This window comes from Bradyrhizobium barranii subsp. apii (assembly GCF_011516635.5).
GTDB lineage: Bacteria > Pseudomonadota > Alphaproteobacteria > Rhizobiales > Xanthobacteraceae > Bradyrhizobium > Bradyrhizobium barranii.
This window is the reverse complement of sequence record NZ_CP096255.1, coordinates 3,810,075-3,835,015: the sequence shown is the minus strand read 5'-3', so window position 1 is coordinate 3,835,015 and position 24,941 is coordinate 3,810,075. Positions and strand designations below refer to the sequence as shown.

Genomic DNA, 24,941 nt, shown 5'->3' with positions numbered 1-24,941 from the left:
GACTAGTGGTCCCGCAGTTTGGCAGTCAGCGCCGCAAGTCCGCGATGCAGCGCGACCCGCACCGCACCTTCGCTCATCGAAAACTTTGACGCCGTGTCCTTGATCGAAGCGCTGTCGACGGCAATCGACTGCAGCACGTCGCGCTGGCGCTGCGGCAGCGTGTCGAGCTGCGTCGCGACCTCGGCCGCCGAGGCCGTCTCCTGCGGTGCCTCGCCCGGCAGCGTCTCGGCGAAATCGTCGATGTTGACGAAGACCCGCCGGCCCCGCCGCCGGAGCGCATCGATCAGCTTGTTGCGCCCGATCGCAAACAGCCACGGGGCGAAGGGGGCTTCGCTGTCCCAGGTGTGCCGCTTCAGATGCACCGCCAACAAAATCTCCTGCACGATATCCTCGGCCTGGTCGGGAGGCTGCCCGGCGCGCGCCAGACCCCGCCTCGCGGCAGCGCGCAGCACAGGCGTGACCGCCTTCAACAGGCGATGATACGCCGCATCATCGCCTGCCATGGCCGACCGCATCAGGCCGGTCCACTCGTCCTCACGTCCGCGCACGCGCCCTCACCATGCAATTCGGCAGCTCTTTCAGTTTGTTACGCCGGCACCAGAACAATCACGACTTCGTGATCTGTGCCATGCCTCGCCACGCGATGCGGCCGTCGAAACCCGCGACGGCTCATAACACCGATCGGTCCCGTCCGCATCCGGCGACCGGTTGCGAGGCGGCGGCTTGCCCCGCTTTTGCCCGGGATAGCCCGAAGATTCCCATTTTTTGCCCCGCTGTGGTCACGCCCCAGGGTCTCTGTTCGTCCCCGGGACAGGCGGAATTGGGGAGATCGTCAACATGATGAAAGCCAGCGGGCGCGCCGCACTGATTCTTCTTGCCGGCCTTTTCGTGCTGGTCGGAGCCGCTGCACAGGCGGCACCGAGTTCAGCCGCAAGCAGCAAATCGGACAGCGCGGGCAACCAGGCCGACGCAGTCAAGCCGAGCACGCAGCGGCGCCATGCATCGCGCCACCGCGACAGCGGCAAGACGGCGCAGAAATCCGACGACAAGGCCGACAAGAAGGACGGCGCGGCGAAGGCCGAAAACGACGTGCCGGCCTTGAGCCAGATGCCGCCGGCAGTCGCCAACGCCAACGCGCAGATCGCCGCAGCCGATACGCCCACGGCTGCCGCGGCCTCCGCGTTGACCGGCCGCGCCAACGACAACGTTCAGGCTGCAGCCGATAATACCACCGCGCCGAATGACGAGGCTCAGGTGGTGGCGCCCGATCAGCTCAACGACATCGACCGCGCCCTCCAACAGGACCCGCCGGCACAGAAGGCGGTGATCGCCGCAACCGACGCGCGGCCGGCGCCGGTGATGGCGAGCAGCCACAGCTCGGCCTGGGACCAGAGCTCGCTGATCGGCAAGATCTTCATCGGCGTCGGCACGCTGCTGACGCTGGCGTCTGCCGCACGCATGTTCTTCGCTTGATGCTTGGCCTGATTTTTGGCCTGATTTTGGGGTGAGGGACCTCGTCCGGAACGCGTGTCTCGCCGCGCGTTCCGGACGGCCTCGTTCCGACAGCTTTTCGGCCCTTGAAGCCCACCGCGCCAGCGGGCACATTGCCCGCCCAATCAAACGCGTGGGTGGAGCATGAGCACGTTCGAACACATCATCGTCGAGAGCAAAGGCGCGGTCGGCATCATCAAGCTGAACCGGCCGAAGATGCTCAATGCGCTCTCCTTCGGCGTGTTCCGCGAGATCGCCGCGGCCGTCGACGATCTCGAGGCCGATGACGCCATCGGCTGCATCGTCGTGACCGGCAGCGAGAAGGCCTTTGCCGCCGGCGCCGACATCAAGGAGATGCAGCCGAAAGGCTTCATCGACATGTTCTCCGAGGATTTCGCCGCGATCGGCGGCGACCGCGTCGCGCGCTGCCGCAAGCCGACCATCGCCGCGGTCGCGGGCTATGCGCTCGGCGGCGGCTGCGAGCTCGCCATGATGTGCGACTTCATCATCGCCGCCGACACCGCCAGGTTCGGCCAACCCGAAATCACGCTCGGCACCATTCCCGGCATCGGCGGCACCCAGCGCCTGACCCGCGCGATCGGCAAGTCGAAGGCGATGGACCTCTGCCTCACCGGCCGCATGATGGATGCGGCGGAAGCGGAGCGCTCAGGCCTCGTCAGCCGCATCGTGCCCGCTGACAAGCTCATGGACGAGGTCATGGAAGCCGCCGAGAAGATCGCATCGATGTCGCGGCCCGCCGTCGCCATGGCCAAGGAAGCGGTCAACCGCGCCTTCGAGACCACGCTCGCCGAAGGCATGAGCGTCGAGCGCAACCTGTTTCACGCGACCTTCGCGCTAGAGGACCGCTCCGAGGGCATGGCGGCGTTCATCGAGAAGCGCAAGCCTGTCAACAAGAACCGGTAATGCCCGCGAGCGGTCAGGCCGGTGTAAGGCTTCGCCGCCCTGGTGCAGAAGCCCTGTGACGCACCTGCAACAAGCACGGAATAGATGGGGGTTTTCCCCGCGGCAGTTTGCCTGCGGGACCCCGGCTGGTTAAACAGTTAAGAGGCCACCGTCGGCGGGGGCGGACAGCCGGGGTTTAGCAGGATTACATGATTGGGCGTGCCGCCAGAGTTGGTCGCGTGATGACGCGGCATCGATCGGGCGTGGGTCCTGTGCTTGCGACATGGACCACGCTGGCGCTCTGTTGCGCCCTGCCCTCCGCCGCATGGGCGGAAGCCCTGCCTGAGGCGCTCGCCAAGGCCTACCAGACCAACCCGCAGCTCAATGCCGAGCGCGCGCGGCAACGCGCCACAGATGAAAACGTGCCGCAGGCGCTCGCCGGCTACCGGCCGCAGATCGTGGCAAGCCTCAGCGCCGGCCTGCAATCGGTGCGCAATTTGCTCCCCGACAACACGATCCAGACCGCCAATCTGAAGCCGTGGCTCATCGGCGTCACCGTGACGCAGACCCTGTTCAACGGGTTCCGCACCGCCAACAGCGTCCGCGCTGCGGAACTTCAGGTGCAGTCCGGCCGCGAGGCTCTGCGCAATGTCGGCCAAGGCGTGCTGCTCGACGCGGTCACCGCCTACACCAACGTGCTGGCCAACCAGTCACTGGTCGAGGCGCAACGCTCCAACGTCGCGTTCCTGCGCGAGACGCTCGCCGTCACTCAGCGCCGCCTCAACGCCGGCGACGTCACGCCGACCGACAGCGCCCAGGCCGAGGCGCGGCTCAGCCGGGGGCTCGCCGATCTCAACGCCGCGGAAGTCGCGCTGGCGGTGAGCCAGGCGGTCTACGCGCAGGTGATCGGCAATGCGCCATCGCAGCTTCGGCCCGCCGAAGTCGTCGACCGCTATCTGCCGAAGAGCCGCGAGGATGCTCTGACGACGGCGATCCGCCAGCATCCAGCGGTGATGGCGGCAGGCTTCGACGTCGATGTCGCCTCGACCAACATCCGCGTCGCCGAGGGCGCGCTGCTGCCGAGCGCCAGTCTTCAGGGCAGCGCCAGCCGCAGCCGCAGCAACGACCCGACGCTGAGCACCATCGCCGAAGACCAGGCCTCGATCGTCGCCAACGTCACCGCGCCGATCTACGACGGCGGCCAGGCCGCCGCACAGACCCGACAGGCCAAGGAGATCACGGCGCAGAGCCGGCTCGTGCTCGACCAGGTCCGCAACCAGGCGCGCACGGCGGCGACCAGCGCCTGGGTCGCCAATGAGGGCGCCAAGATCACGGTCTCCGCTTCCGAATCAGAGGTGAAGGCGGCGACCGTCGCGCTCCAGGGCGTGCAGCGCGAGGCCGCCGGCGGGCAGCGCACAACGGTGGACGTGCTGAACTCGCAGGCCGATTTGATCCAGGCCAAGGCCCGCCTGATCGGCGCACTGCGCGACCGCGTCATCGCTTCCTACACGCTGCTCAGCGCCGTCGGCCATCTCGACGTCAAGACGCTCAGCCTCAACACGCCGGACTATCTGCCCGAGGTGCATTACCAGCAGGTCCGCGACGCCTGGCACGGCCTGCGCACGCCGTCGGGGCAGTAGTTTCAAATCGTCTGGCCTGATGCCGATGAAGAGCCGCCGCATCCATCTGATGGGAGCTTCGGGCTCCGGCGTGACGACGCTCGGTCGCGCGCTCGCCGACAGGCTTGCGCTGCCGCATCACGACAGCGACGACTATTTCTGGCTGCCGACCGTGCCACCCTACCAGACGACGCGCCCTGCCGCGGAGCGCCTGCGCCTGATGCGCGAGATGTTTCTGCCGCGCCGCGACTGGGTGCTGAGCGGAACCGTCACCGGCTGGGGCGACGAGCTCGTCCCGTTCTTCGATCTTGTCGTCTTTGTGACGACCGCGCGAGCTTCGCTTGCAGCGCCTGCGTGGCCGCGAGGCTACGCATTTCGGAGCTGATGCCGTCGCACAGGGCGGCTGGCGTCATGAGGAGACGGAGTCGTTCGTCGAATGGGCCTCGCGCTACGAAGCCGGCGATCGCGAGGGCCGCAGTCTCACAAAAGATGAGGCCTGGCTCGCGGGCCTGCCCTGCCCGGTCGTGCGCATCGACGGCTCACGCCCGCTTGCGGATCTTGTCGAGCAGCTATGCAGCGAAGCGGAGCGGGTTACCGGGCTGATGTGATATTGTTCCGGTCCCACCTCAAAAATAACGAAGCAGGGAGAGAACCATGCTCAACCGACGCAGCGTCCTGCTTGCCTCCCTTGCCGCCGGAGTAGTCATGACCAACAAAGCTCACGCCCGTGCGGCGCAGCCCGCGACGCCGGTCGATTTCGACGTTCCGGCCCTTGCCTGCGACTGCCACACGCACATCCATGGTGATGTCGAAAAGTTTCCGTTCTTCGCGGGGCGCGTCTATACGCCGGAACCGGCAAGCCCCGAGGAAATGGCGGCGCTGCACAAGGCGCTGCATATCGAGCGCGTGGTGATCGTGACGCCGAGCGTCTACGGCACCGACAATTCCTCCACCTTGTTCGGCATGAAGGCGCGCGGCGCGACAGCGCGCGGAGTGGCCGTGATCGACGACAAGACGACCGAAGCACAGCTCGACGCGATGCAGGCGGACGGTTTTCGCGGCAGCCGCATCAATCTCGCCACCGGCGGCGTCAGCGATCCGAATGTCGGCCGCGCGCGCTTCACCGCCGCCGTCGAGCGCATGAAGGCGCGCGGCTGGCACGTGCAGCTCTACACCACGCTGCCGATGATCTCGGCGATCAAGGAGCTCGTGCTGGCTTCGCCCGTGCCGGCCGTGTTCGACCATTTCGGCGGCCTCGAGGCGTCGCTCGGACTGGAGCAGCCGGGATTCTCCGACCTGATCGCGCTCGTCAAATCCGGCAAGGCCTATGTGAAGATCTCGGGAGCCTATCGCTCGTCGAACCTCGCGCCCGACTATCAGGACATGGTGCCCTATGCCCGGGCGCTGATCGCGGCGAACCCGGACCGCATCGTCTGGGGCACCGACTGGCCGCATCCGGATTCCAGCCCCGTCGAGGGACGCAAGCCCACCGACATCGCGCCCTTCTATCAGATCGAAGACGGCCGGCTCCTCAACCAGCTTCCTGTGTGGGCGCCGGATGCGGAGGTGCGCAAGAAGATCCTGGTCGACAATCCCGCGCGTCTCTACGGATTCTGAGGCGCGGCGACGGCGCGCGATCAGCGCGCGCCGCGGGAGAAGAAGGAGATCAGGACCGGCAAGGTCACCAGGATCACGACCGGCGCGAGCATCATGCCGGTGACGACGACGACGGCGAGCGGCTTCTGCACCTGCGAGCCGATGCCTTCCGACAGCGCCGCCGGCAGCAGGCCGACGCCGGCAACGACGCAGGTCATCAGCACCGGCCGGAGCTGCAACTCGCCGGTGCGTATCACCGCGCTCACGCGGTCCATGCCCTCTTCGATGAGCTGGTTGAACTGCGACAGGATGATGATGCCGTCCATGACCGCGATGCCGAACAGCGCGATGAATCCGATCGCGGCGGAGACGCTGAACGCAGTGCCGGTGATCAACAGCCCGAGCACGCCGCCGAAGATCGCCATCGGGATCACGCTCATGGCAAGCAGCGTGTCGGTCATCGAGCCGAAATTGAACCAGAGCAGCACGCCGATCAACGTCAGCGAGATCGGCACCACGATCGACAGCCGGCGGATGGCGTCCTGGAGATTGCCGAACTCGCCGACCCAGTCCATGTGCGAGCCGGGCGGCAGCTGCACCTGCTCGGCGACCTTCTGTTGCGCCTCGCGGATCGCGCTGCCGAGGTCGCGCTCGCGCACCGAGAACTTGATCGGCAGATAGCGTTCCTGCTGCTCGCGATAGATGTAGGCGGCACCGGAGACGAGGCTGATGGTGGCGACCTCGCTCAAGGGAATCTGCGTGACGGTGCCGTTCGGCCCTGGCGCGCCGATGCGCAAATTCTGGATCGCCTCGGCGCTCCTGCGATATTCCGGCGCGAGACGGACGATGATCGGGAAGTGACGATCGGAGCCTGGCTCGTAGAGATCGCCCGCGGTATCGCCGCCGATCGCGACCTTGATGGTGGCGTTGATGTCGCCGGGCGCGAGCCCATAGCGCGCGGCCTTGGCACGGTCGATGTCAATCTGAATGGTCGGCTGCCCGAGTGAGGTGAACACCGCAAGGTCGGTGACGCCTTGCACGGTCGCCAGCACCGACTTGATCTTGTTGGCGGTGTCGGTGAGCGCCTGGAGATCGCTGCCGAACAGCTTGATCGAGTTCTCGCCTTTCACGCCCGAGACGGCTTCGGAGACGTTGTCCTGGAGATATTGCGAGAAGTTGAATTCGACGCCGGGGAAGCGATCGTCGAGCTGCTTCAACAGCTGCGCGGTCAACTCTTCCTTGTCGTGCGTTCCCGGCCATTGGCTTGCGGGCTTGAGGGGGGCGAAGAACTCGGCGTTGAAGAAGCCGGCAGCGTCGGTGCCGTCATCGGGGCGGCCATGCTGCGACACCACGGATTCCACCTCGGGCCGGGCACGGATCAGCTTGCGCATCTCGTTGACGTAGGTGTTGCCTTCCTGGAGCGAGATGGTCGGCGGCAGCGTGGCGCGGATCCAGAGATTGCCCTCTTCCAGCTTGGGCAGGAATTCGAGGCCGAGCAGGCGGCTGAGCGCCACCGTCATCAGCACGAGACCGACCGCGCCGCCGAGCATGATGCCGCGGTTGGCGACGGCCCAATTCAGCACCGGCATGTAGATCCGGTGCAGGATCCGCATGACCCTCGTCTCGGTCTCCTCGAGATGCGCAGGCAGAATGATCGCGGACAGCGCCGGGGTCACCGTAAAGGTCGCGAGCAGCCCGCCGGCGAGCGCATAGGCATAGGTGCGCGCCATCGGCCCGAAGATGTTGCCCTCGACGCCGGACAGCGTGAACAACGGCAGGAACGCCGCGATGATGATGGCGGCGGCAAAGAAGATCGAGCGCGACACGTCGGCGGCGGCGCTGAGGATGGCGTGGCTCTTCATGCCGAACAGCGTCTCGGGCGACATCTGCTCGGATTCCGACACCGGCGTGGTCTGCGTCAGGCGGCGGAAGATCGCTTCCACCATGATGACGGTGGCGTCCACGATGAGGCCGAAATCGATGGCGCCGACCGACAGCAAATTCGCGGATTCCCCGCGCAGCACCAGGATGATCACGGCGAAGAACAGCGCGAACGGAATGGTGGCGCCGACGATCAGCGCGCTGCGGAGATCGCCGAGGAAGATCCACTGCAACAGCACGATGAGCAGGATGCCGACCACCATGTTGTGCAGCACGGTGTGGGTGGTGAGGTCGATCAGGTCCCCGCGATCGTAGATGCGCTCGATGCGCACGCCGGGCGGCAGGATGCTGGAGTCGTTGATGGTTTGAACGAGCTGGTGGACGCGCTTGATGGTTGGCGAGCTCTGCTCACCGCGGCGCATCAGGACGATGCCCTGCACGATGTCGTCGGAATCGTCGAGGCCGGCAATGCCGAGACGGGGTTTTTGACCGACGGTGACGGTGGCGACGTCCTTGACCAGCACCGGATTGCCGTTGGTCTGCGAGACCATGGTGTTGGCGAGGTCGTCGATGGAACGGATCAGGCCGACGCCGCGTACCACGGCCGATTGCTGGCCGATATTGACGGTGTTGCCGCCGACATTGACGTTGGAATTGCTGACCGCCTGGAGCAATTGCGGCAGCGTCAGGCCGTTGGCGACGAGCTTGTTGAAGTCGACCTGGAGCTCGTAGGTCTTGCTCTTGCCGCCCCAGCCGGTGACGTCGATGACGCCGGGCACGGCGCGGAAGCGGCGCTGCAGGATCCAGTCCTGGATGGTCTTGAGGTCGAGCACGCTGTAGTTCGGCGGACCGACGAGGCGGTAGCGGAAGATTTCGCCGATCGGGCTGAGCGGCGAGATCTGCGGCTGCACATTGCCCGGCAGCGGCGCGAGCTGCGCCAGGCGGTTCAAGACCTGCTGCTGCGCCTCGTCATACGTATAGGCGAAGGAGAACTGCAGTTTGATGTCGGAGAGGCCGTAGAGCGAGATGGTACGGATCGTCGTGAGGTTCTTCAGACCCGCGACCTGGGTCTCGATCGGAATCGTGATGTAGCGCTCGATCTCCTCCGCCGACAGGCCCGGACTCTGCGTCACGATGTCGACCATCGGCGGCGTCGGGTCGGGATAGGCCTCGATGTTGAGCTGGTTGAACGCGATCACGCCGCCGATCAGCACGGCGACGAACATCCCGACCATCAGGAAGCGCCGGTTGACGGCAAGGGCGACGAGACGATCCATTCAGGTCTTCAATTTTCTTGGGTCGTCGATCAGCTACCGGACGCCGCGCGGTCGATGAACAGGCTGCCCTTCGTGACGACCTGCTCGCCTGGCTTCAGATTGCTGGTGACCTCGACGAAATTGCCATTGATGAGGCCGGTCTTGATCTGGCGCAGCTCGACCGACTTGTCCTCGCGCGCGACCCAGATGCGGACCTTGTCGGCCTCATAGATCAGCGCCTGCTTCGGCACCGCCGGCGCGGCACGGTCGCCGGCCGAATAGATCGTGACGTTGGCGAACATTTCCGGCTTGAGCAGGCCGTCCTTGTTGTCGATGGTCGCGCGAACCAGCAGGCGGCGGGTGTTGGGATCGATGGCGGCGGCGACGTAGTTGATCTTGGCGGTCAGGGGGTGGCCCGGCAGCGCCATCACGTTGACGCTGATGTCCTGGCCGATGCACACCGCGGCCGCATCGCTCTCGCGCACGAAGGCGGTGAGCCAGACCGTGGAGAGGTCGCCGATCACGAAGACCGGATCGCTAGCGCCGGAATTGACGTATTGGCCCGGACCGATCTTGCGCTGCACGACGGTGCCGGAGATCGGCGAATAGATCGTGATCTCCCGATCGATGACGCCCTTGTCCTGGAATGCCTTGATGGTCTCGTCGGTGAAGCCGAGGATGCGCAGCTTGTTGCGCGCGGCTTCCAGCGCCGTCCCCGAGGAGCGCACGTCGTTCTGCGCCTGGACCTGGGTCGTTTCGGCCTGCTGATAGTCCTTCAGCGGAATGGCGCGGCCCTCATAGAGGTCCTTGGCGCGCCTGAACTGGATGTCGGCAAGATCGATCGCAGACTTCGCCTTGTTCTGCGAGGTCATCGCAGCGATGAAATCGTTCTGGGCCTGCACGGTGTCGGCGGCCTCGATCGTGAACAGCGGTTGACCTTGCTTCAGCATCTCGCCCGGCTTGGCGAGCAGCTTGGTCACCCGGCCCGCATAGGGCGAGAACACCGGCGTCGAGCGATCCTCATCGACCGCGACCTTGCCCTCGGTGACATATTCGGCCCGGAAGGTCTTGGCCTTGACCGGCTCGATCGTCAGCGTCGCCCACTCGGACGGCGTCGGCGTGAAATTCTGCGCATTCCTGCGCGACTGGCTGGAGACCTCGGAGTGGCTCTTTTCCTTGGCCCCCGCACGCAGGAAGCCATAGGCACCGGCGCAGGCGAGTGCCAGTAAAACTACGGATGTGATCACCCGTTGTTTTGTAAACACCTGCAATCGCTTGGTATTTTCAACTACCATGGGGCCCGGTCAAGTCTGCGACGATCTCGGCAGACGCCTGCCTTATCGGTCGCGCTAATAGTGCTGAATTGGGATTTCAAACAACCTAAAAAACGCCAGCCACCTTTCCGTTTGCGTTAAAATATTGCATCGCGTCAGCTTCACGTCAGTTTCAAGCCGGCCATTGTGACGGATGACTGCCGAGCGGCATCGCCGGGCGGCTCCATCGCGCCGGCGTGGTCGACAGCAGCGCGGAATGGCGCACCGCCTTCAACGTGCCGAAGCCAGATGGCACGGACTCGATGAATGCAGCATGTACGGCCTCGCCCGTAAGATCCGGGGTATCCAGGCCGCCATCGAGCCGGCCGAGATTCCACAGCCAGCGTCCGGTCTGCGCCAGCGACACGCGCACCTGCCAGCTCCCGCCCTCGCGGGCCTGGCGTGCCTTGGCCATCATCGCGCCGAACGCCATCAGATAGCCGGTGGCATGGTCGAGCATCTGCGCCGGCAATTCCTTGGGACCGTCGATGCCGGCGGCCTGCCCTTCGGCGTGGTTGAAGCCCGTTGTGGTCTGCACCAGTGAATCGAAACCGCGCCGCTCCGCCCAGGGGCCGGCATGGCCATAGGCCGACAGCGTGACGTAGACGATGCCGGGATTGATGTTCGCTGCATCCTCCGGCGCGAACCCGAGGGCTGCAAGCGCGCGCGGACGATAGCCTTGCGAGAAGATGTCGGCGCCCTTCAACAGCTCGCGCAGCTGCGCCCTGCCCGCCTCGCTCTTCAGCTCGACCAACGTGGTGAGCTTGCCGCGGCCGGTATCGATGGTGAGCCAGGGAATGGCCGGCAGCTCCGGCCCCGAGACGAGCAGCACATCCGCGCCGTGCGCGGCGAGCGTGCGACCGGCAACGGGGCCCGCGATGACGCGCGAGAGATCGAGCACGCGCAGCCCGGAAAGCGGACGATCACCGTTCGACAATCCCTGCGGCCACGGCTTTGGCGGGGCCTCGCCGATCTTCTCGATCGAAACCAGCGGCAGTTCGGCGAGCGCGCGCGCCTCCGGCAGCGCGGACCATTCGTCGTAGGAACGCATCAGGGCGACGACGCCGCCCGCGGCATAGGCCGCAGTTTCAAAATCCTCGCCCTTCCATTGCATCAACGCGGCCTGAACCTTGTCGCGCTCGGGCTCGCAACCGAGCACGTTGCAGACGGCGTCGCGGTGATGCGGGAAATTGGTGTGGCAGCGGACGAAGCGGTTGTCTCCAGTTTTGTAGACGCCGGCGATGGCGTCCCAGGCTGGCGGCGGCGGCTTGTCGTCGAGGCGCAAATAACGCTCCGAACGGCATTCGGCGACGGCGTGGCGCATGTCGACGGAGACGTCCTGCGTCTCACCGTTGCGCAGTCTCCAGATTTCGGCGGCGGCAAGACCGGCGGCGGCAATCGTCGTCTGCCCGGCGACGGCGACGCGAAACGAGGACGGAATTTGCGGCTCCTCGCCGGTCAGCCGCACGCGTTCGAGCGCGGCCTTGTCGCCGCCGATGGAGGTCCAGAGATCCCTAAGAATATCGGCGGGGCTTTGCATGACCGCTTCTCTCCCTTTCAGATTTAAGCATGATCTTTTCGGAAATCCGCTGCGCATTTTCCGGATCATGCTGTAGTTTTCGCGACCATGTCATGATCGCAGAAAGGAATGCAATGGCCGCCGTAGATCCCCTCACCGCAGGCGCCGTGTTTATCGCAACGGCGGCCACCGACGCAGTCTATGTCATGTTCACCTCGGCCGTGATCGCGCGCAAGCGCGTGCCGGCGGCGAACTGGAGCGCGGTCTGGTACCTGCTCTCCTCCTACGCCGTGATCAGCTACACCGAAAACCCGTTCTATGTCGCTTTCGCGGCGATCGGCTCCTGGGCCGGCGCCTACGTGTCGCTGACCTTCCTGCACCGCCCGCCCGGCGGCCCGCCGGTGGGGGCGGCACCGGAGTGAAGCAGAATTCGTAGGGTGGGCAAAGCGAAGCGTGCCCACCGCTTGCGTGCAAACTGAGGAATGGTGGGCACGGCGCTTATGCGCCTTTGCCCATCCTACGACCTCGTCATTGCGAGGAGCCTTTGCGACGAAGCAATCCAGACTGTTTCCGCGGATTCATTTCTGGATTGCTTCGCTACGCTCGCAATGACGATGTTGAGGCTTCTGCGTATCTCCTGAAACGGTTACACTCCCTGCGATCAACAAAAAGGAAAACCAAACAATGGATCTCGGTCTCAAAGGCAAGAACGCCATCGTCCTCGGCGGCACGCGCGGCATCGGGCGGGCGATCGCGGCGACGCTGGCCGGTGAAGGCGCCAATGTCGCGGTGTGCGCGCGCAACGCCGATCAGGTTGCGGCGACCGTCACTGAACTCAGGGCAAGCGGTATCCGCGCCAGCGGCGGACCGGTCGACGTCACTGACGGCGCGGCGCTGAAATCCTGGATCGAGACCGCTGCAAAGGAGCTTGGCGGCGTCGACTTGCTGTTCGCCAATGCCGGCGCGATGGCGCAGGGCCATGATGCAGCATCCTGGGAGCAGAACTTCCGGCTCGACGTGCTCGGCGCCGTGCATGCGTTCGACGCCGCGCGGCCGTTCCTCGAGGCCAGCGGCGAAAAGAGCGGCGATGCCGCCTTCGTCATCATCTCCTCGATCTCGGCGGCGCAGGCCGATCTCGCCAGCTCCTACGGCCCGATCAAGGCGGCGCTGATCCACATGGCCAAGGGATTGGCGCGGCAATACGCAAAGAAGAAGATCCGCGTCAACGTGGTGTCGCCCGGCACGGTCTATTTCAAGGGCGGCGTCTGGAACATGATCGAGCAGAAGATGCCGGAGCGCTACAATGACGCGATGAAGCGCAACCCGACGGGCCGCATGGCAACGCCGCAGGAGATTGCAAGCGCGGCGGTGTTTCTGGCAAGCCCGGTGTCGGGGTTCACCACGGGCTCCAATCTCGTCGTGGACGGCGCGATCTCGAACCGGGTGAATTTTTAGAGCGGGCACTCTGTCATCGCCCGACTTGACCGGGCGATCCAGTATTCCAGAGACAGCGCGGCTAGAACCGAGAAGCCGCAGCGTACTGGATACCCCGCTTGCCGCCTACGCTAAAGCTTCGGCGGCCCTGGACCTCAGCCCCGGCGAAGCCTTGGCGTAGCCGGGTCGCGGGATATGACACCGAGAGTGTGACACGGCCCGGCTCAACAAGTTCGTCATTGCGAGCGCAGCGAAGCAATCCAGAGTCTTTCCACGGGCGGCAGTCTGGATTGCTTCGCTGCGCTCGCAATGACGGTGTGGCGGCATTCTGCGTCACATCTTCAATGAAAATCCCGCGATGGCGGCAGGATGCGGACGTTGCGGGGGTGGCGGATTTTTTGCGCCGGCATATCCGCGTGGGCGCGGGGATCGTCGTTGAGGGGCTCGATCAGGTCGGCGCCTGCCGGCACCGGATGCTTGCGGCTCAGCGCGTCGTTGGCGAGGCCGACCAGATCGTGCGAGCGGTCGACCATGCGCTGGGCGATGAGATGCGTCACCTTTTCGGGGCTGCTCTGGATATAGCCCTCGACCAGGATGAGGCGCGCGCCCATCACCTCCTTGCGGTACTGCTCCATGATCTTGGGCCACACCACGACATTGGCGATGCCGGTCTCGTCCTCCAGCGTCATGAACACGACGCCGCTGGCGCTGCCCGGCCGCTGCCTCACCAGCACCACGCCGGCGCAGCGGACGCGGCGCCGCTCGTTCTCATGGCTGATGTCCCTGCAGGCCACCACACGCTCGCGCGAGAACATCTCGCGCAAAAATTCCATCGGATGGCCCTTCAGCGATAGCCGGATGGTCTGGTAGTCCGCGACCACCTGCTCGGCCCGCGGCATCTCCGGCAATGGTTTTGCGTGCTCGTCCGGCTGCTCGCGCGCGGTCGCGGCCTCGAACAGCGGCAGCGGCACGTCGTCGGGCAGCCGCCGCACCTGCCACAGCGCCTCGCGGCGGTCGAGGCCGAGCGAGCGGAAGGCGTCGGCATCCGCGAGCAGGATCAGCGCACGCTTGGGCAGACCGGTGTCGCGGGCGAAGTCTTCGAGCGAGGTGAAGGGACCGCTATTGCGGGCGTCGATGATCAGGTCGGCCCAGTCTTTCTGAGTGACATATACCTTGCCTTGCCGTTTCGCCTGCGCCTCTTTGAGCAACTCCTCATCGGGATCGAGCCAGTGAAAGCCGTCGATCTGACGGAAGCCCAGGCGCACGGCGCAGTATTTGCCGTCGGTGTTCTCCAGCGTGTTTTGCGCAAAGCTGTGGGATACGTCGATGTCGCGCACCTCGACGCCGTTCTTGCGGGCGTCGCCGACGATCTGCGCCGGCGCGTAAAAGCCCATGGGCTGCGAGTTCAACAGGCCGCAACAGAACGCATCGGGGTGATGATATTTTAGCCATGACGAGATGTAGACGAGCTGAGCAAAGCTCGCGGCATGGCTCTCTGGAAAACCGTAGGAGCCAAAGCCCTTGATCTGGTCAAAGCAGCTTCTGGCGAAGTTGGGATCGTAGCCGCGCGCGACCATGTTGCCGATCAGCTTCTCCTCGTACTGGCCGATGGTGCCGACATTGCGGAAGGTCGCCATCGAGCGACGCAGGCCGTTAGCCTCCTCGGAGGTGAATTTTGCCGCCTCGATCGCGATGCGCATGGCTTGCTCCTGGAACAAGGGCACGCCTTTCGTCTTGTGCAGCACCTTGTAGAGTTCGTCCGCGGGACCGTGTTCGGGTGATGGCGAGGGATAACTCACCTTTTCCTGGCCGTTCCGCCGTCGCAGATACGGATGCACCATGTCGCCCTGGATCGGTCCGGGCCGCACGATCGCGACTTCGATGACAAGGTCGTAGAAGGTCCGCGGCTTCAACCGCGGCAACATGTTCATCTGGGCGCGGCTCTCGACCTGGAACACGCCGAGGGATTCCCCAGCACACAGCATGTCGTAAACCTTGGGATCGTCCTGAGGGACACTCGCCAGCACCCAGCGCTTGCCCTTGTGGTGGTCGATCAAATCAAAACACTTCCTGATGCAGGTCAGCATGCCCAGCGCGAGCACGTCGACCTTCATCATGTTGAGCGCGTCGACGTCGTCCTTGTCCCATTCGATGAAGGTGCGGTCGTCCATCGCGGCGTTGCCGATCGGCACATAGGTGTCGAGCCGGTCCTGCGTCAGCACATAGCCCCCGACATGCTGGGAGAGATGGCGCGGGAATTCGATCAGCTCGGTCGCAAGCTCGACCGCGAGGTTGATCATGGGATTGTTGGGATCGAGCCCGGCCTGCCTGACCTGCATGTCGTTGAGGCCCTTGCCCCAGCTTCCCCAGACGGTGTCGGCGAGCGCGGCGGTGACGTCCTCGGTCAGTCCCAGCGCCTTGCCGACGTCGCGAATGGCGCTGCGCGGGCGGTAATGGATGATGGTGGCGATGATCGCGGCGCGGTGGCGGCCGTAGCGGCGATAGACATATTGCATCACCTCCTCGCGCCGCGAATGCTCGAAATCGACGTCGATGTCAGGCGGCTCCAGCCGCTCCTTGGAGATGAAGCGCTCGAACAGCAGATCGACCTTGGTCGGATCGACCGAGGTGATGCCGAGCACGTAGCAGACCGCTGAGTTCGCCGCCGATCCCCGCCCTTGGCACAGGATGTTCTGGCTGCGCGCGTAGTGCACGATGTCGTGCACGGTGAGGAAGTAGTGCGCGTATTTCAGCTCGGCGATCAGCGCGAGCTCTTTCTTCAGGGTCGCGCGCAGCTTGTCATCGATCTTGCCGCCGAAATATTTGTCGACGCCGGCCCAGGTCAGATCCTCCAGATGCCCTTGCGCGGTCTTGCCTCGCGGCACCGGCTCGTCCGGATACTGGTATTTGAGCTGGTCGAGCGTGAAATCGATCTTGCCCGCAAAGCGCATGGTCTCCGCGATCGCCTCGGGAAAATCTCGGAACAGCCGCGACATTTCGCGTGGCGTCTTCAGGAAGCGCTCGGCATTGGCTTCGAGCTTCCGTCCGACCGCCTCGATCGTGGTCTTTTCCCGGATGCAGGTGAGCACGTCCTGAAGCGGACGGCGGCCGGGATCGTGATAGAGCACCTCGTTGGTCGCGAGCAGCGGCACGTTTGCTTTGGCGGCGAGATCATCGAGCCGCGCCAGGCGGCGGCGGTCGTCGCCGCGATAGACCAGGCTCGCCGCCAGCCACACGCCCTCGGCGCGGCTGTCCTTAAGCTTGGCGAGAACATCCAGCGCCTGCGCGGGCTCGAAGCGATGCGGCAGCGTCAGGACCAGGAGCTGGCCCTCGGAAAACTCGAGAAGGTCGGCAAAAGTGAGATGGCATTCGCCCTTCTCGATCCGCGTGATGTCGTCGCCGCGCTTGCCCCTGGTGAGGAGCTGGCACAGCCGGCCATAGGCGGCGCGGTCACGCGGATAGACCAAAATGTCGGGCGTGCCGTCGATGAAGACGATGCGCGCGCCGATCAGCAATTTCGGCTTGTGCAGCACCTTGTCATTGTCGAGCTCCTTGTAGGCGCGCACCACGCCGGCGAGCGTGTTGTGGTCGGCAATGCCGATCACGGGAATGCCGAGGATGCTCGCCTGATGCACATAGGCGCGCGGATCCGAGCCGCCGCGCAGGAAGGAGAAGTTGGTGGTGATGCCGATCTCGGCATAAGCGGGCGTGGTCATGCGAAGAGACCGTGCACATACCAGTTGGGGGGAATGGGTTTGCCTTCGTCGTCGAACACCTCTCCTTCGTAAAGACCGTCGCGAAATATCCAGAAGCGCAGGCCTTCGGCATCCTCGATGCGGAAATAATCCCGCGTCAATTGCTTGCCGTCCTGCCGCCACCATTCCATCGCGATACGCTCGGGCCCTTCCACCCGCACCACCGCATGCAGCGCGCGGCGCCAGGTGAACTGATGCGGCGGGCCGTCGGGCACGGTCGCGAACGGCACCTTGATCGGCTCCGGTCTGTCGAACAGCCGCAGGGGGCGCAGCGGCGGCTCGCTCTCGGCGCGCGCCGGCCATTCGGCCTGCATGGCCACGGCGAGATGGTGCTGGGCAGGCGCGGCCAGCACCGCACATTCGGGGATATGGGTATCCTCAGGCAAATGCACGACGACGCGCTTTCCGCCGATGCGCGCGGCGATGCGGTCGATCAGCGCGGCGAGCTCGTCATTGTCGTGGACATGGGCGTCGAGATCGCGCTGCTCCTGCACCACGATCTCGGTGCGGCTCGCCGACAGCCGCACCATGTCGAAACCGAAGCCGGGATCCAGCGGATCGGCGAGCGCATCGAGACGTTCGCGAAACAGCCGGTCGATGACTTTGCTTTGCGTCACCGGCCGGCCGGTCTCGACCATGATCGCGCGCACCACGCCGTCGGTGCGGAAAAACGCAGCTTCCAGCCGGCGCGCACCTTTGCCCTGTTTGTCCATCGACGCGATCAGCGTATCGGCGAGCCGCGACAGCGTCATCGCGATCATGGTGTCGGTGGCGATCGGTTCGGCAAAGCGCTTCTCCACGATGTAATCCGGCAGCGGTTTGCGCGGATTGATCGGGGCATCGCCATGCCCCTGCGCATGCGCGAGCAGCGTGGAGAACCGCGCGCCGAACCGCGCCGTGATCTCATGCGGCTCGCGCGAGGCGACATCGTCGATGGTTTTCAGGCCGGCGCGGCGCAGACCAGTGGTGATGGCCTCGCCCGCACCGAGCGCGGACACCGGCAGCCGGCTGATCGCCGCCGCCTCCCCGCCATCGGCGACGATGGTGCCGGAGGCCTGCCGCGTCAGCGTGCGCGCGCAGACTGAGGTGCCGGCGATCGCCGCGCTGACGGCAAAACCCTGACGGGCGAGCGCGCGGACGAAGGTCTGCAACAACGCAGCCTCGCCGCCGAACAGATGCGCGCAGCCGGTGATGTCCAGAAACAGCCCGTGCGGCGGATCGAGCGCCACCAGCGGCGTGAAGCGGTCGCACCAGTCGGCGACGTCGCTGAGCGTCTTCGCATCGGCCACGACATCGGCGTCGAACACTTTCAAGTCCGGACACATCGCCCGTGCATTGGCCAGGGGCTGGCCGATGTGCAAGCCGAGGCGCTCGGCGGCTTCATTGAGCGCATGGATCACCAGCGCATTGTTGTCCTTGATGACAACGATGCTCGGATCATTGGCCTTACCCAGCGCGCCGAAGAACCGCTGAATCCGATCGATGGGCAGGCGTGGCAGCCACAGGCTGAGGATACGCCGACGGTTCACTGAACTGGCACTCATCACATTTCCATTCCATGATCCACCGGCCGCAGGGGCCATGACGATTGCGCAACAGCTCGGCATCGAAGCGCGGCGAGCCCCAGGCACTCCATGCCGGGCCCGGCAGCGAATGCGCCGCGCGCAGCATCCATCGCGTCTCCGCGGTCGAGGGCAGCGGCTGCGCGGCCATCCGCAACATCAGGCCGGTGACACCGGACGATTGCGCGGCCAGCGTCAGCTTGCGGCTCGCCACGAGATCGAACTGCCGCGTCTCACCCCAGAGCTCGAGCACGACGGCGCCGAGTGCGTCGCAGGCGAGCGCATCGGCCGAGGTCCGCAGCGCGCTCTCGACATCGGCGGCGCGCACCATCACCACGCGGCGCGGATCGAGACCGATCTCGGTAAGCCCGCTCATCGACAGCGCGCCGGTCTCGAGTTCCGAAAAATCCTGCCGCACCCACAGCAGCGGCCGGCGCCGCGAGACACGCCCCGCAAGCCCCATGACAAAACCCGTCGCGGCGGTTCCCTGCCGGCCCTCGCAAAACACCTCGTGGATCACCGCGCGCGCGAGCCCGCCCTTCAGCGCGCTGTCGACCTCGCCGTGGCCGAGCGCGACGCGATCGTGCTGATGCACGACCTCCGCCGTCTCGATGCGCTCGATCTGGCCGCGCAAGGTCGCAAGCGCGTTCATCCGTGCGCCGCTCATATACGCCGCTCCTTCAGAGGTGATTGCCGAGGTTCTCAAAAATAAGAACCTGCGGCTGGCTCATTTGTTCATGATATGTTCTAATATAAAGCTAACAGCGGCCGGGGAGTCAATCGAATTGGTGCTCATCCGGATTCGTAAGCTGAATCAAAGGGATTCGACGATGGACGTACAACGCAAGCTGGAGATTCTGGCTGATGCCGCCAAATACGACGCGTCGTGCGCCTTCAGCGGCACTGAGAAGCGGGATTCCAGCGATGGCAAGGGCGTGGGCTCGACCGCACCGGGCATGGGCATCTGCCATTCCTACGCGCCGGACGGACGCTGCATCTCGCTGCTCAAAGTGCTCCTGACCAACGCCTGCAATTACGACTGCCTTTATTGCGTCAACCGCGCCTCTTCCAACGTGCCGCGTGCCCGCTTCACCATCGACGAAGTGGTCAAGCTCACGCTCGACTTCTACCGGCGCAATTACATCGAGGGCTTGTTTCTCTCCTCCGGCATCATCCGCAGCCCCGACTACACCATGGAGCAGGTGGTCAGCGTCGCGCGCAAACTGCGCGAGGAGCATCACTTCCGCGGCTACATCCATCTCAAGACCATTCCCGAGGCCGACGACGCGCTGATCGCGGAAGCCGGCAAATATGCCGACCGTCTCTCCATCAACATCGAGATGCCTGAGGAGACGAGCCTGCAGCAATACGCGCCGGAGAAGGACGTCCGCGCGATCCGCCGCACCATGGGCCGGCTGCGGCTGAAGCTCGACGAGGCCGAGGAAAACCGCAGCACAAAGACGAAGGCGAGGCCGCAGCGCTTCGCGCCCGCCGGACAGAGCACGCAGATGATCGTCGGCGCCGACACGGCCTCTGATCACACCATTCTCCACACCAGCGCCAATCTCTACGGCTCATACCGGCTGCGGCGCGTCTATTACTCCGCCTTCAGCCCGATCCCCGATGCCAGCCGCGCTTTGCCTCTGGTACAGCCGCCGCTGCTGCGCGAGCACCGGCTTTACCAGGCCGACTGGCTGATGCGGTGCTACGGTTTCGACGTTGCGGAGATCGTCGACGACAGCGCGATGCTGCCGCTCGACATCGATCCGAAGCTCGCCTGGGCGCTGCGCCATCGCGACCGCTTCCCGCTCGACGTCAACCGCGCCAGCCGCGAGGAGCTGTTGCGCGTGCCCGGCTTCGGCACCAAGGCGGTCGAACGCATCATCGCGACGCGGCGCACCACCACGATCCGCCTCTCCGATCTCGCGCGGCTGCATGTGCCCCGCAACAAGGCGCTGCCTTTCATCGTCCTCAGCGATCACCGCCCCGCGCCGCATCGCCTCGACGAGGCGCGGCTGATCGAGCGGTTCAAGCCGAAGGCAACACAATTGGGGTTTGGCTTCTGATGCAGTACATCACCCTCGACACCGAAACCGATTTCGACGGCTGGCGCAAAGCCGCGCGGTCGCTCGTGCTGCATCATGTGCAGCCAACCGATGTCACCTGGACCGTACAAGGCGGCGAAGCCGAGTTGTTTGCACCGCCCTCGCCGTCTCCGATATTTGAGGTGAACGACGGCACCTTCAACGTCTCGGCAAAATTCGTCGAGCTCGCGAAGGCCGCGATCCTGCATCGTGATCCCGAGCGCTTTGCGATCCTCTATCGCCTGCTCTGGCGCTTGAAAGACAATCACGATCTCATCGAGGTCGCGACCGATCCCGATGTCGCGCAAGTCACGGCGATGGCACGAGCGGTTCATCGCGACGAGCACAAGATGCATGCCTTCGTGCGCTTCCGCGAGATCGGCCGCGAACGCGCGGCGCATTACGTCGCCTGGTTCGAGCCGGAGCATTACATCGTCGAGCTCGCCGCACCGTTCTTCGCCAAGCGCTTCGCCGACATGCCCTGGTCGATCCTGACACCCGATCTGTGTGCGCATTGGGATGGCCACGCGCTCTCGTTCACGTCGGGCGTGAGCAAGAACGAAGCACCCGGCGAAGACCGGCTCGAGGAAACCTGGCGGCGCTACTACGCCAGCATCTTCAATCCGGCGCGGCTGAAGGTGAAGGCAATGCAGACGGAGATGCCGAAGAAATATTGGAGGAACCTGCCCGAGGCGTCGATCATTAAGCCCTTGATCGAGGATGCCGAGCGCATGACCGGCGCCATGATCGCCAATGCTGCAACCGATCCGCACAAGCCCCAGAGGCGGCCGGAGGCTCCGATGCCACGCAAGCTGGCTGCCGACGATCTCGAAGCGCTCCGCGAGGAGGCCGCCCATTGCCGCGCCTGCCCGCTCTACAAGGACGCGACGCAGACCGTGTTCGGCGAGGGCCCGAAAGACGCGACCATCATGCTGGTCGGCGAGCAGCCCGGCGACAAGGAAGACCTCGCCGGCCACCCCTTCGTCGGCCCGGCCGGCCAGATGCTCGACCGTGCGCTTCAGGAAGCCGGCGTCGACCGCAACAAGGTCTACGTCACCAACGCGGTCAAGCACTTCAAATTCGTGCCGCGCGGAAAGATCCGTCTGCACCAGAAGCCGGCGACGCCGGAGATCCGGGCGTGCCGGCAATGGTACGAGCGGGAAGTTTCGGCAATCCAGCCCGAGCTCATCGTGGCGATGGGCGCCACCGCCGCGCAAAGCGTGTTCGGCAAGATCATCCCGATCGGCAAGACCCGTGGGCGGCTCATAGACCTGCCCGACGGCCGCAAGGCGCTCGTGACGGTGCACCCGTCCTATCTGCTGCGACTGCCCGATCCGGAAGCCAAAGTGCTGGAATATCAGCGCTTTGTCGAAGACCTGAAGATTGCCGCCGGCTTGCAGAAGAAAGCCCCGCGCGCCGCCTAAATACTGGCAAATACTGGAGGGAAAGCGACTTTACGACGCAGTTGTCATCCAGCCTTCAAATCCATCGCGGACAATAGCCCTTCAAATTAGTTAAGGGGCGTCCAAAAATGACAGATGTTGCATTCGACCGTGCGGTAGGCGATCCGACGCCTGTCCAGCCGGCTTCCAGGCCCAATCTCGACAAGGGTTTTAACCCGCTCACGATGATCCTGTTCTTCGGCATCCTTGCCGCAGGCCTGCTCTTCGTTGCCTACAGCATCTATGTCGACGTCAACGCGACCGGCACGAAGGTGACGACCTTCCTGCCCTACATCCTCCTGTTCGTCGCGCTGCTGATCGCGCTCGGCTTCGAATTCGTCAACGGCTTCCACGACACCGCCAACGCGGTGGCGACCGTGATCTACACCCATTCGCTGCCGGCTGAATTCGCGGTGATGTGGTCGGGCTTCTTCAACTTCCTCGGCGTGCTGCTGTCCTCCGGCGCGGTCGCGTTCGGCATCGTCTCGCTGCTGCCGGTCGAGCTGATCCTCCAGGTCGGCTCCAGCGCCGGCTTCGCCATGGTGTTCGCACTCTTGATCGCCGCGATCATCTGGAACCTCGGTACCTGGTATTTCGGCCTGCCCGCCTCCTCCTCCCACACGCTGATCGGCTCGATCATCGGCGTCGGCATCGCCAATGCCGTCATGCGCGGCCGCGACGGCACCTCGGGCGTCGACTGGAGCAAGGCCACCGAGATCGGCTACGCGCTCCTGCTGTCGCCGCTGTTCGGCTTCATCTGCGCCGCCGTGCTGCTGCTGTTGCTCAAGTTCATCGTGCGCAACCCGGCGCTCTATGCCGCGCCCGAAGGCAACAAGGCGCCGCCGCTGTGGATCCGCGGCCTGCTGATCGCGACCTGCACCGGCGTCAGCTTCGCCCACGGCTCGAACGACGGCCAGAAGGGCATGGGCCTGATCATGCTGATCCTGATCGGCACCGTGCCGACGGCTTACGCGCTCAACCGCGCGCTGCCGGAGAGCCAGGTCGCCCAGTTCCAGAAGGTCTCGGACGCAGCCTCCAAGGTGATCGCGGCCAAGGGCGCCGGTCACTTGATCATCGGCGATCCCCGTCCTGCGGTGACGCAGTACATCACCTCGCACCACATCAGCGAAGGCACCTACCCCTCGCTGTCGGTGTTGGTGAAGGATGTCGGCGACCAGGTCGCGAAGTACGGCTCGCTCAACAAGGTGCCGGCGGAAGTGGTCGGCAACACCCGTAACGACATGTACCTGACCTCGGAAGCGATCCGCTTCCTGATGAAGGACAAGGAAAACGACCTCAACAAGGAAGAGGTCGCGACCTTGAACGCCTACAAGGGCGGCCTCGATAGCGCCACGAAGTTCATCCCGACCTGGGTGAAGGTCGCCGTCGCCGTCGCCATCGCGCTCGGCCTCGGCACCATGGTCGGCTGGAAGCGCATCGTCGTCACCGTCGGTGAGAAGATCGGCAAGACCCATCTCACCTACGCACAGGGCGCCTCCGCCGAGCTGGTCGCCGCCGCCACGATCGGCGCCGCCGACGTGTTCGGCCTGCCGGTCTCGACCACCCACGTGCTGTCGTCCGGCGTCGCCGGCACCATGGCCGCGAACGGCTCGGGCCTGCAGATGGCGACCATCCGCAACCTGCTGATGGCCTGGGTGCTGACGCTGCCCTGCGCGATCGCGCTGTCGGCCACGCTGTATGTGATCTTCTCGCGGATTTTCTGAGCCGATCATTCCGCAAAGACAAAGGGCCCGTGCGATGCACGGGCCCTCTTCGTTTGTGCTTCGGTTCGGCGTTAAGACGCCGCGAGCGACTCCTCGACCAGCTTGACCCAATAGGACGTGCCGAACACGATCGCCTCGTCGTTGAAATTGTAGGCGGGGTGATGCAGGCCGGCGCTGTCGCCGTTGCCGCAGAAGATGAAGGCGCCGGGCCGCGCTTCCAGCATGTAGGCGAAATCCTCGCCACCCATCAGCGGCGGCATCTCGTGCACATTGGCCTCGCCGGCAACGTTCCTGGCGATACGCCGCGCCACCTCGGTCTCCGCGGCGTGGTTGTTCACAACGGGATAATTGCGCTTGTAGTGCAGGTCGATCTTGGCGCCGGTGATCTGCGCCACGCCCGCCACCACCTCGTGCACGCGCTTCTCGACCAGCTTGCGCACCTCCGGCGACAACGTGCGGATGGTGCCCCTCAGCGTTGCGGTCTGCGGAATGACGTTGCGGGCGTTGCCGGCGTGAAATTCGCAGATCGAGATCACGGCCGATTCCAGGGGATCGACGCTGCGGGCGACGATCGACTGCAGCGCGGTGATCACCTGCGCGCCGACCAGCACGGAATCGACGCATTTGTGCGGACGCGCGGCGTGGCCGCCGAGGCCCTCGATCATGATGTCGACCTCGTCGGTCGCCGCCATGATCGGGCCCGGCCGGATCGCGAACGAGCCGATCGGAATGCCCGGGCCGTTGTGCATACCGTAGACCTGCTCGATGCCGAACCGCTCCATCAGGCCGTCCTTGACCATGGCCGCGCCGCCGGCGCCGCCCTCCTCGGCAGGCTGAAAGATCACCACAGCATCGCCGGCGAAGTTACGGGTCTCGGCGAGGTAGCGCGCCGCACCGAGCAGCATCGCGGTGTGGCCGTCATGGCCACAGGCGTGCATCTTGCCCGGAGTCTTGGAGGCGTAAGGCAGGTTGGTCTGCTCGTCGACGGGCAGCGCGTCCATGTCGGCGCGCATGCCGATCACCTTGAGCCCATCGCCGGCCGGCTTGCTGCCCTTGATCACGCCAACCACGCCGGTCTGCCCGAGGCCGGTCACGACCTCGTCGCAGCCGAACTCGCGCAGCCGGTCCGCAACGAATGCTGCGGTGCGGTGGACGTCGTACAGCAGCTCCGGATGCTGGTGGATGTCCCGGCGCCAGGCCTGAATATCGGGTTGGAGGTCGGCGACGCGGTTCACGATGGGCATGGAGGGTCTCAAGCCTTGTTGGGAATACAGGACTGTCTACCATGCAAGCACCAGTCCACCTAACTCCCGCGGATCGAGGGTCCCCTGTGCTCTCGTCATGGCCGGGCTTGCCACCAGC

Annotated in this window: 17 protein-coding genes and 1 pseudogene; 10 read left to right on the top strand and 8 right to left on the bottom strand. The window is 65.0% G+C overall.

The window, feature by feature from the left end; translation table 11 throughout:
- Positions 1 to 2: 2 nt before the first annotated feature.
- The gene (locus HAP41_RS18135; RefSeq protein ID WP_028146986.1) at positions 3 to 548 is read right to left on the bottom strand and encodes a sigma-70 family RNA polymerase sigma factor; all 546 of its coding nucleotides are present in this window, start codon (positions 546 to 548) and stop codon (positions 3 to 5) included.
- Positions 549 to 837: 289 nt separating this feature from the next.
- Between HAP41_RS18135 and HAP41_RS18130 the strand changes: the two genes are divergently transcribed.
- The 5 genes and pseudogenes from HAP41_RS18130 (at position 838) to HAP41_RS18105 (ending at position 5,630) form a co-directional block, all read left to right on the top strand.
- Entirely contained in the window at positions 838 to 1,473 is a 636-nt protein-coding gene (locus HAP41_RS18130; protein WP_166098669.1) for a hypothetical protein, read from the top strand.
- A 162-nt stretch (positions 1,474 to 1,635) separates the two neighbouring features.
- Positions 1,636 to 2,415: an enoyl-CoA hydratase gene (locus tag HAP41_RS18125; RefSeq protein ID WP_085403867.1), complete on the top strand. Its 780-nt coding sequence runs from the start codon at positions 1,636 to 1,638 to the stop codon at positions 2,413 to 2,415.
- A gap of 188 nt (positions 2,416 to 2,603) precedes the next feature.
- The gene (locus HAP41_RS18120) at positions 2,604 to 4,034 is read left to right on the top strand and encodes a TolC family outer membrane protein (RefSeq protein ID WP_175618107.1); all 1,431 of its coding nucleotides are present in this window, start codon (positions 2,604 to 2,606) and stop codon (positions 4,032 to 4,034) included.
- Between the two features lie 25 nt (positions 4,035 to 4,059).
- Positions 4,060 to 4,621: pseudogene (locus HAP41_RS50365) on the top strand (P-loop NTPase family protein).
- 46 nt (positions 4,622 to 4,667) lie between these two features.
- Positions 4,668 to 5,630 (top strand): amidohydrolase family protein, encoded by a 963-nt coding sequence (locus HAP41_RS18105; protein ID WP_166098678.1) that lies wholly within the window; start codon positions 4,668 to 4,670, stop codon positions 5,628 to 5,630.
- A gap of 20 nt (positions 5,631 to 5,650) precedes the next feature.
- On the opposite strand, the gene HAP41_RS18100 is transcribed toward HAP41_RS18105, so the two are convergent.
- The 3 genes from HAP41_RS18100 to HAP41_RS18090 form a co-directional block, all read right to left on the bottom strand.
- A complete protein-coding gene (locus HAP41_RS18100; RefSeq protein WP_166098683.1) occupies positions 5,651 to 8,767 on the bottom strand; it encodes an efflux RND transporter permease subunit in 3,117 nt (1,038 codons plus the stop codon).
- A gap of 29 nt (positions 8,768 to 8,796) precedes the next feature.
- Positions 8,797 to 10,041, bottom strand: coding sequence for an efflux RND transporter periplasmic adaptor subunit (locus HAP41_RS18095; RefSeq protein ID WP_166098692.1), 1,245 nt, complete (start codon positions 10,039 to 10,041; stop codon positions 8,797 to 8,799).
- 151 nt (positions 10,042 to 10,192) lie between these two features.
- Positions 10,193 to 11,599 (bottom strand): CoA transferase, encoded by a 1,407-nt coding sequence (locus HAP41_RS18090; RefSeq protein WP_166098696.1) that lies wholly within the window; start codon positions 11,597 to 11,599, stop codon positions 10,193 to 10,195.
- A 113-nt stretch (positions 11,600 to 11,712) separates the two neighbouring features.
- On the opposite strand from HAP41_RS18090, the gene HAP41_RS18085 reads away from it, so the two are divergent.
- Together HAP41_RS18085 and HAP41_RS18080 are read left to right on the top strand one after the other, a co-directional pair.
- The gene (locus HAP41_RS18085; RefSeq protein WP_085403970.1) at positions 11,713 to 12,000 is read left to right on the top strand and encodes a hypothetical protein; all 288 of its coding nucleotides are present in this window, start codon (positions 11,713 to 11,715) and stop codon (positions 11,998 to 12,000) included.
- A gap of 262 nt (positions 12,001 to 12,262) precedes the next feature.
- Positions 12,263 to 13,033 carry an SDR family NAD(P)-dependent oxidoreductase gene (locus tag HAP41_RS18080; RefSeq protein ID WP_166098701.1) on the top strand — a complete coding sequence of 257 codons (771 nt, stop codon included), beginning with the start codon at positions 12,263 to 12,265 and terminating at the stop codon, positions 13,031 to 13,033.
- 320 nt (positions 13,034 to 13,353) lie between these two features.
- On the opposite strand, the gene HAP41_RS18075 is transcribed toward HAP41_RS18080, so the two are convergent.
- From HAP41_RS18075 to HAP41_RS18065, 3 genes are read right to left on the bottom strand one after another with little or no spacing between them, the layout of a single operon-like run.
- Positions 13,354 to 16,728, bottom strand: a complete 3,375-nt coding sequence (locus tag HAP41_RS18075) for an error-prone DNA polymerase (protein ID WP_166098704.1) — start codon at positions 16,726 to 16,728, stop codon at positions 13,354 to 13,356.
- On the bottom strand, positions 16,725 to 18,311 hold the full coding sequence (locus HAP41_RS18070; RefSeq protein WP_166098710.1) for a Y-family DNA polymerase: 1,587 nt from the start codon (positions 18,309 to 18,311) through the stop codon (positions 16,725 to 16,727). Before HAP41_RS18070 ends, HAP41_RS18075 begins: the two co-directional genes overlap by 4 nt.
- Positions 18,214 to 18,996, bottom strand: a complete 783-nt coding sequence (locus HAP41_RS18065; RefSeq protein WP_166098719.1) for an ImuA family protein — start codon at positions 18,994 to 18,996, stop codon at positions 18,214 to 18,216. Before HAP41_RS18065 ends, HAP41_RS18070 begins: the two co-directional genes overlap by 98 nt.
- Positions 18,997 to 19,159: 163 nt before the next feature.
- Here HAP41_RS18065 and HAP41_RS18060 point away from each other — a divergent pair, with 163 nt between their 5' ends.
- From HAP41_RS18060 to HAP41_RS18050, 3 genes are all read left to right on the top strand, one after another.
- On the top strand, positions 19,160 to 20,395 hold the full coding sequence (locus HAP41_RS18060; RefSeq protein ID WP_166098724.1) for a putative DNA modification/repair radical SAM protein: 1,236 nt from the start codon (positions 19,160 to 19,162) through the stop codon (positions 20,393 to 20,395).
- Complete coding sequence (locus tag HAP41_RS18055) at positions 20,395 to 21,837, top strand: UdgX family uracil-DNA binding protein (RefSeq protein WP_166098728.1); 1,443 nt, start codon at positions 20,395 to 20,397, stop codon at positions 21,835 to 21,837. Before HAP41_RS18060 ends, HAP41_RS18055 begins: the two co-directional genes overlap by 1 nt.
- A 107-nt stretch (positions 21,838 to 21,944) precedes the next feature.
- Positions 21,945 to 23,579 (top strand): inorganic phosphate transporter, encoded by a 1,635-nt coding sequence (locus tag HAP41_RS18050; RefSeq protein WP_166098733.1) that lies wholly within the window; start codon positions 21,945 to 21,947, stop codon positions 23,577 to 23,579.
- 71 nt (positions 23,580 to 23,650) lie between these two features.
- Here HAP41_RS18050 and HAP41_RS18045 read toward each other — a convergent pair whose 3' ends face one another.
- Positions 23,651 to 24,823, bottom strand: a complete 1,173-nt coding sequence (locus tag HAP41_RS18045) for a M20 aminoacylase family protein (RefSeq protein WP_085403878.1) — start codon at positions 24,821 to 24,823, stop codon at positions 23,651 to 23,653.
- Positions 24,824 to 24,941: the final 118 nt, after the last annotated feature.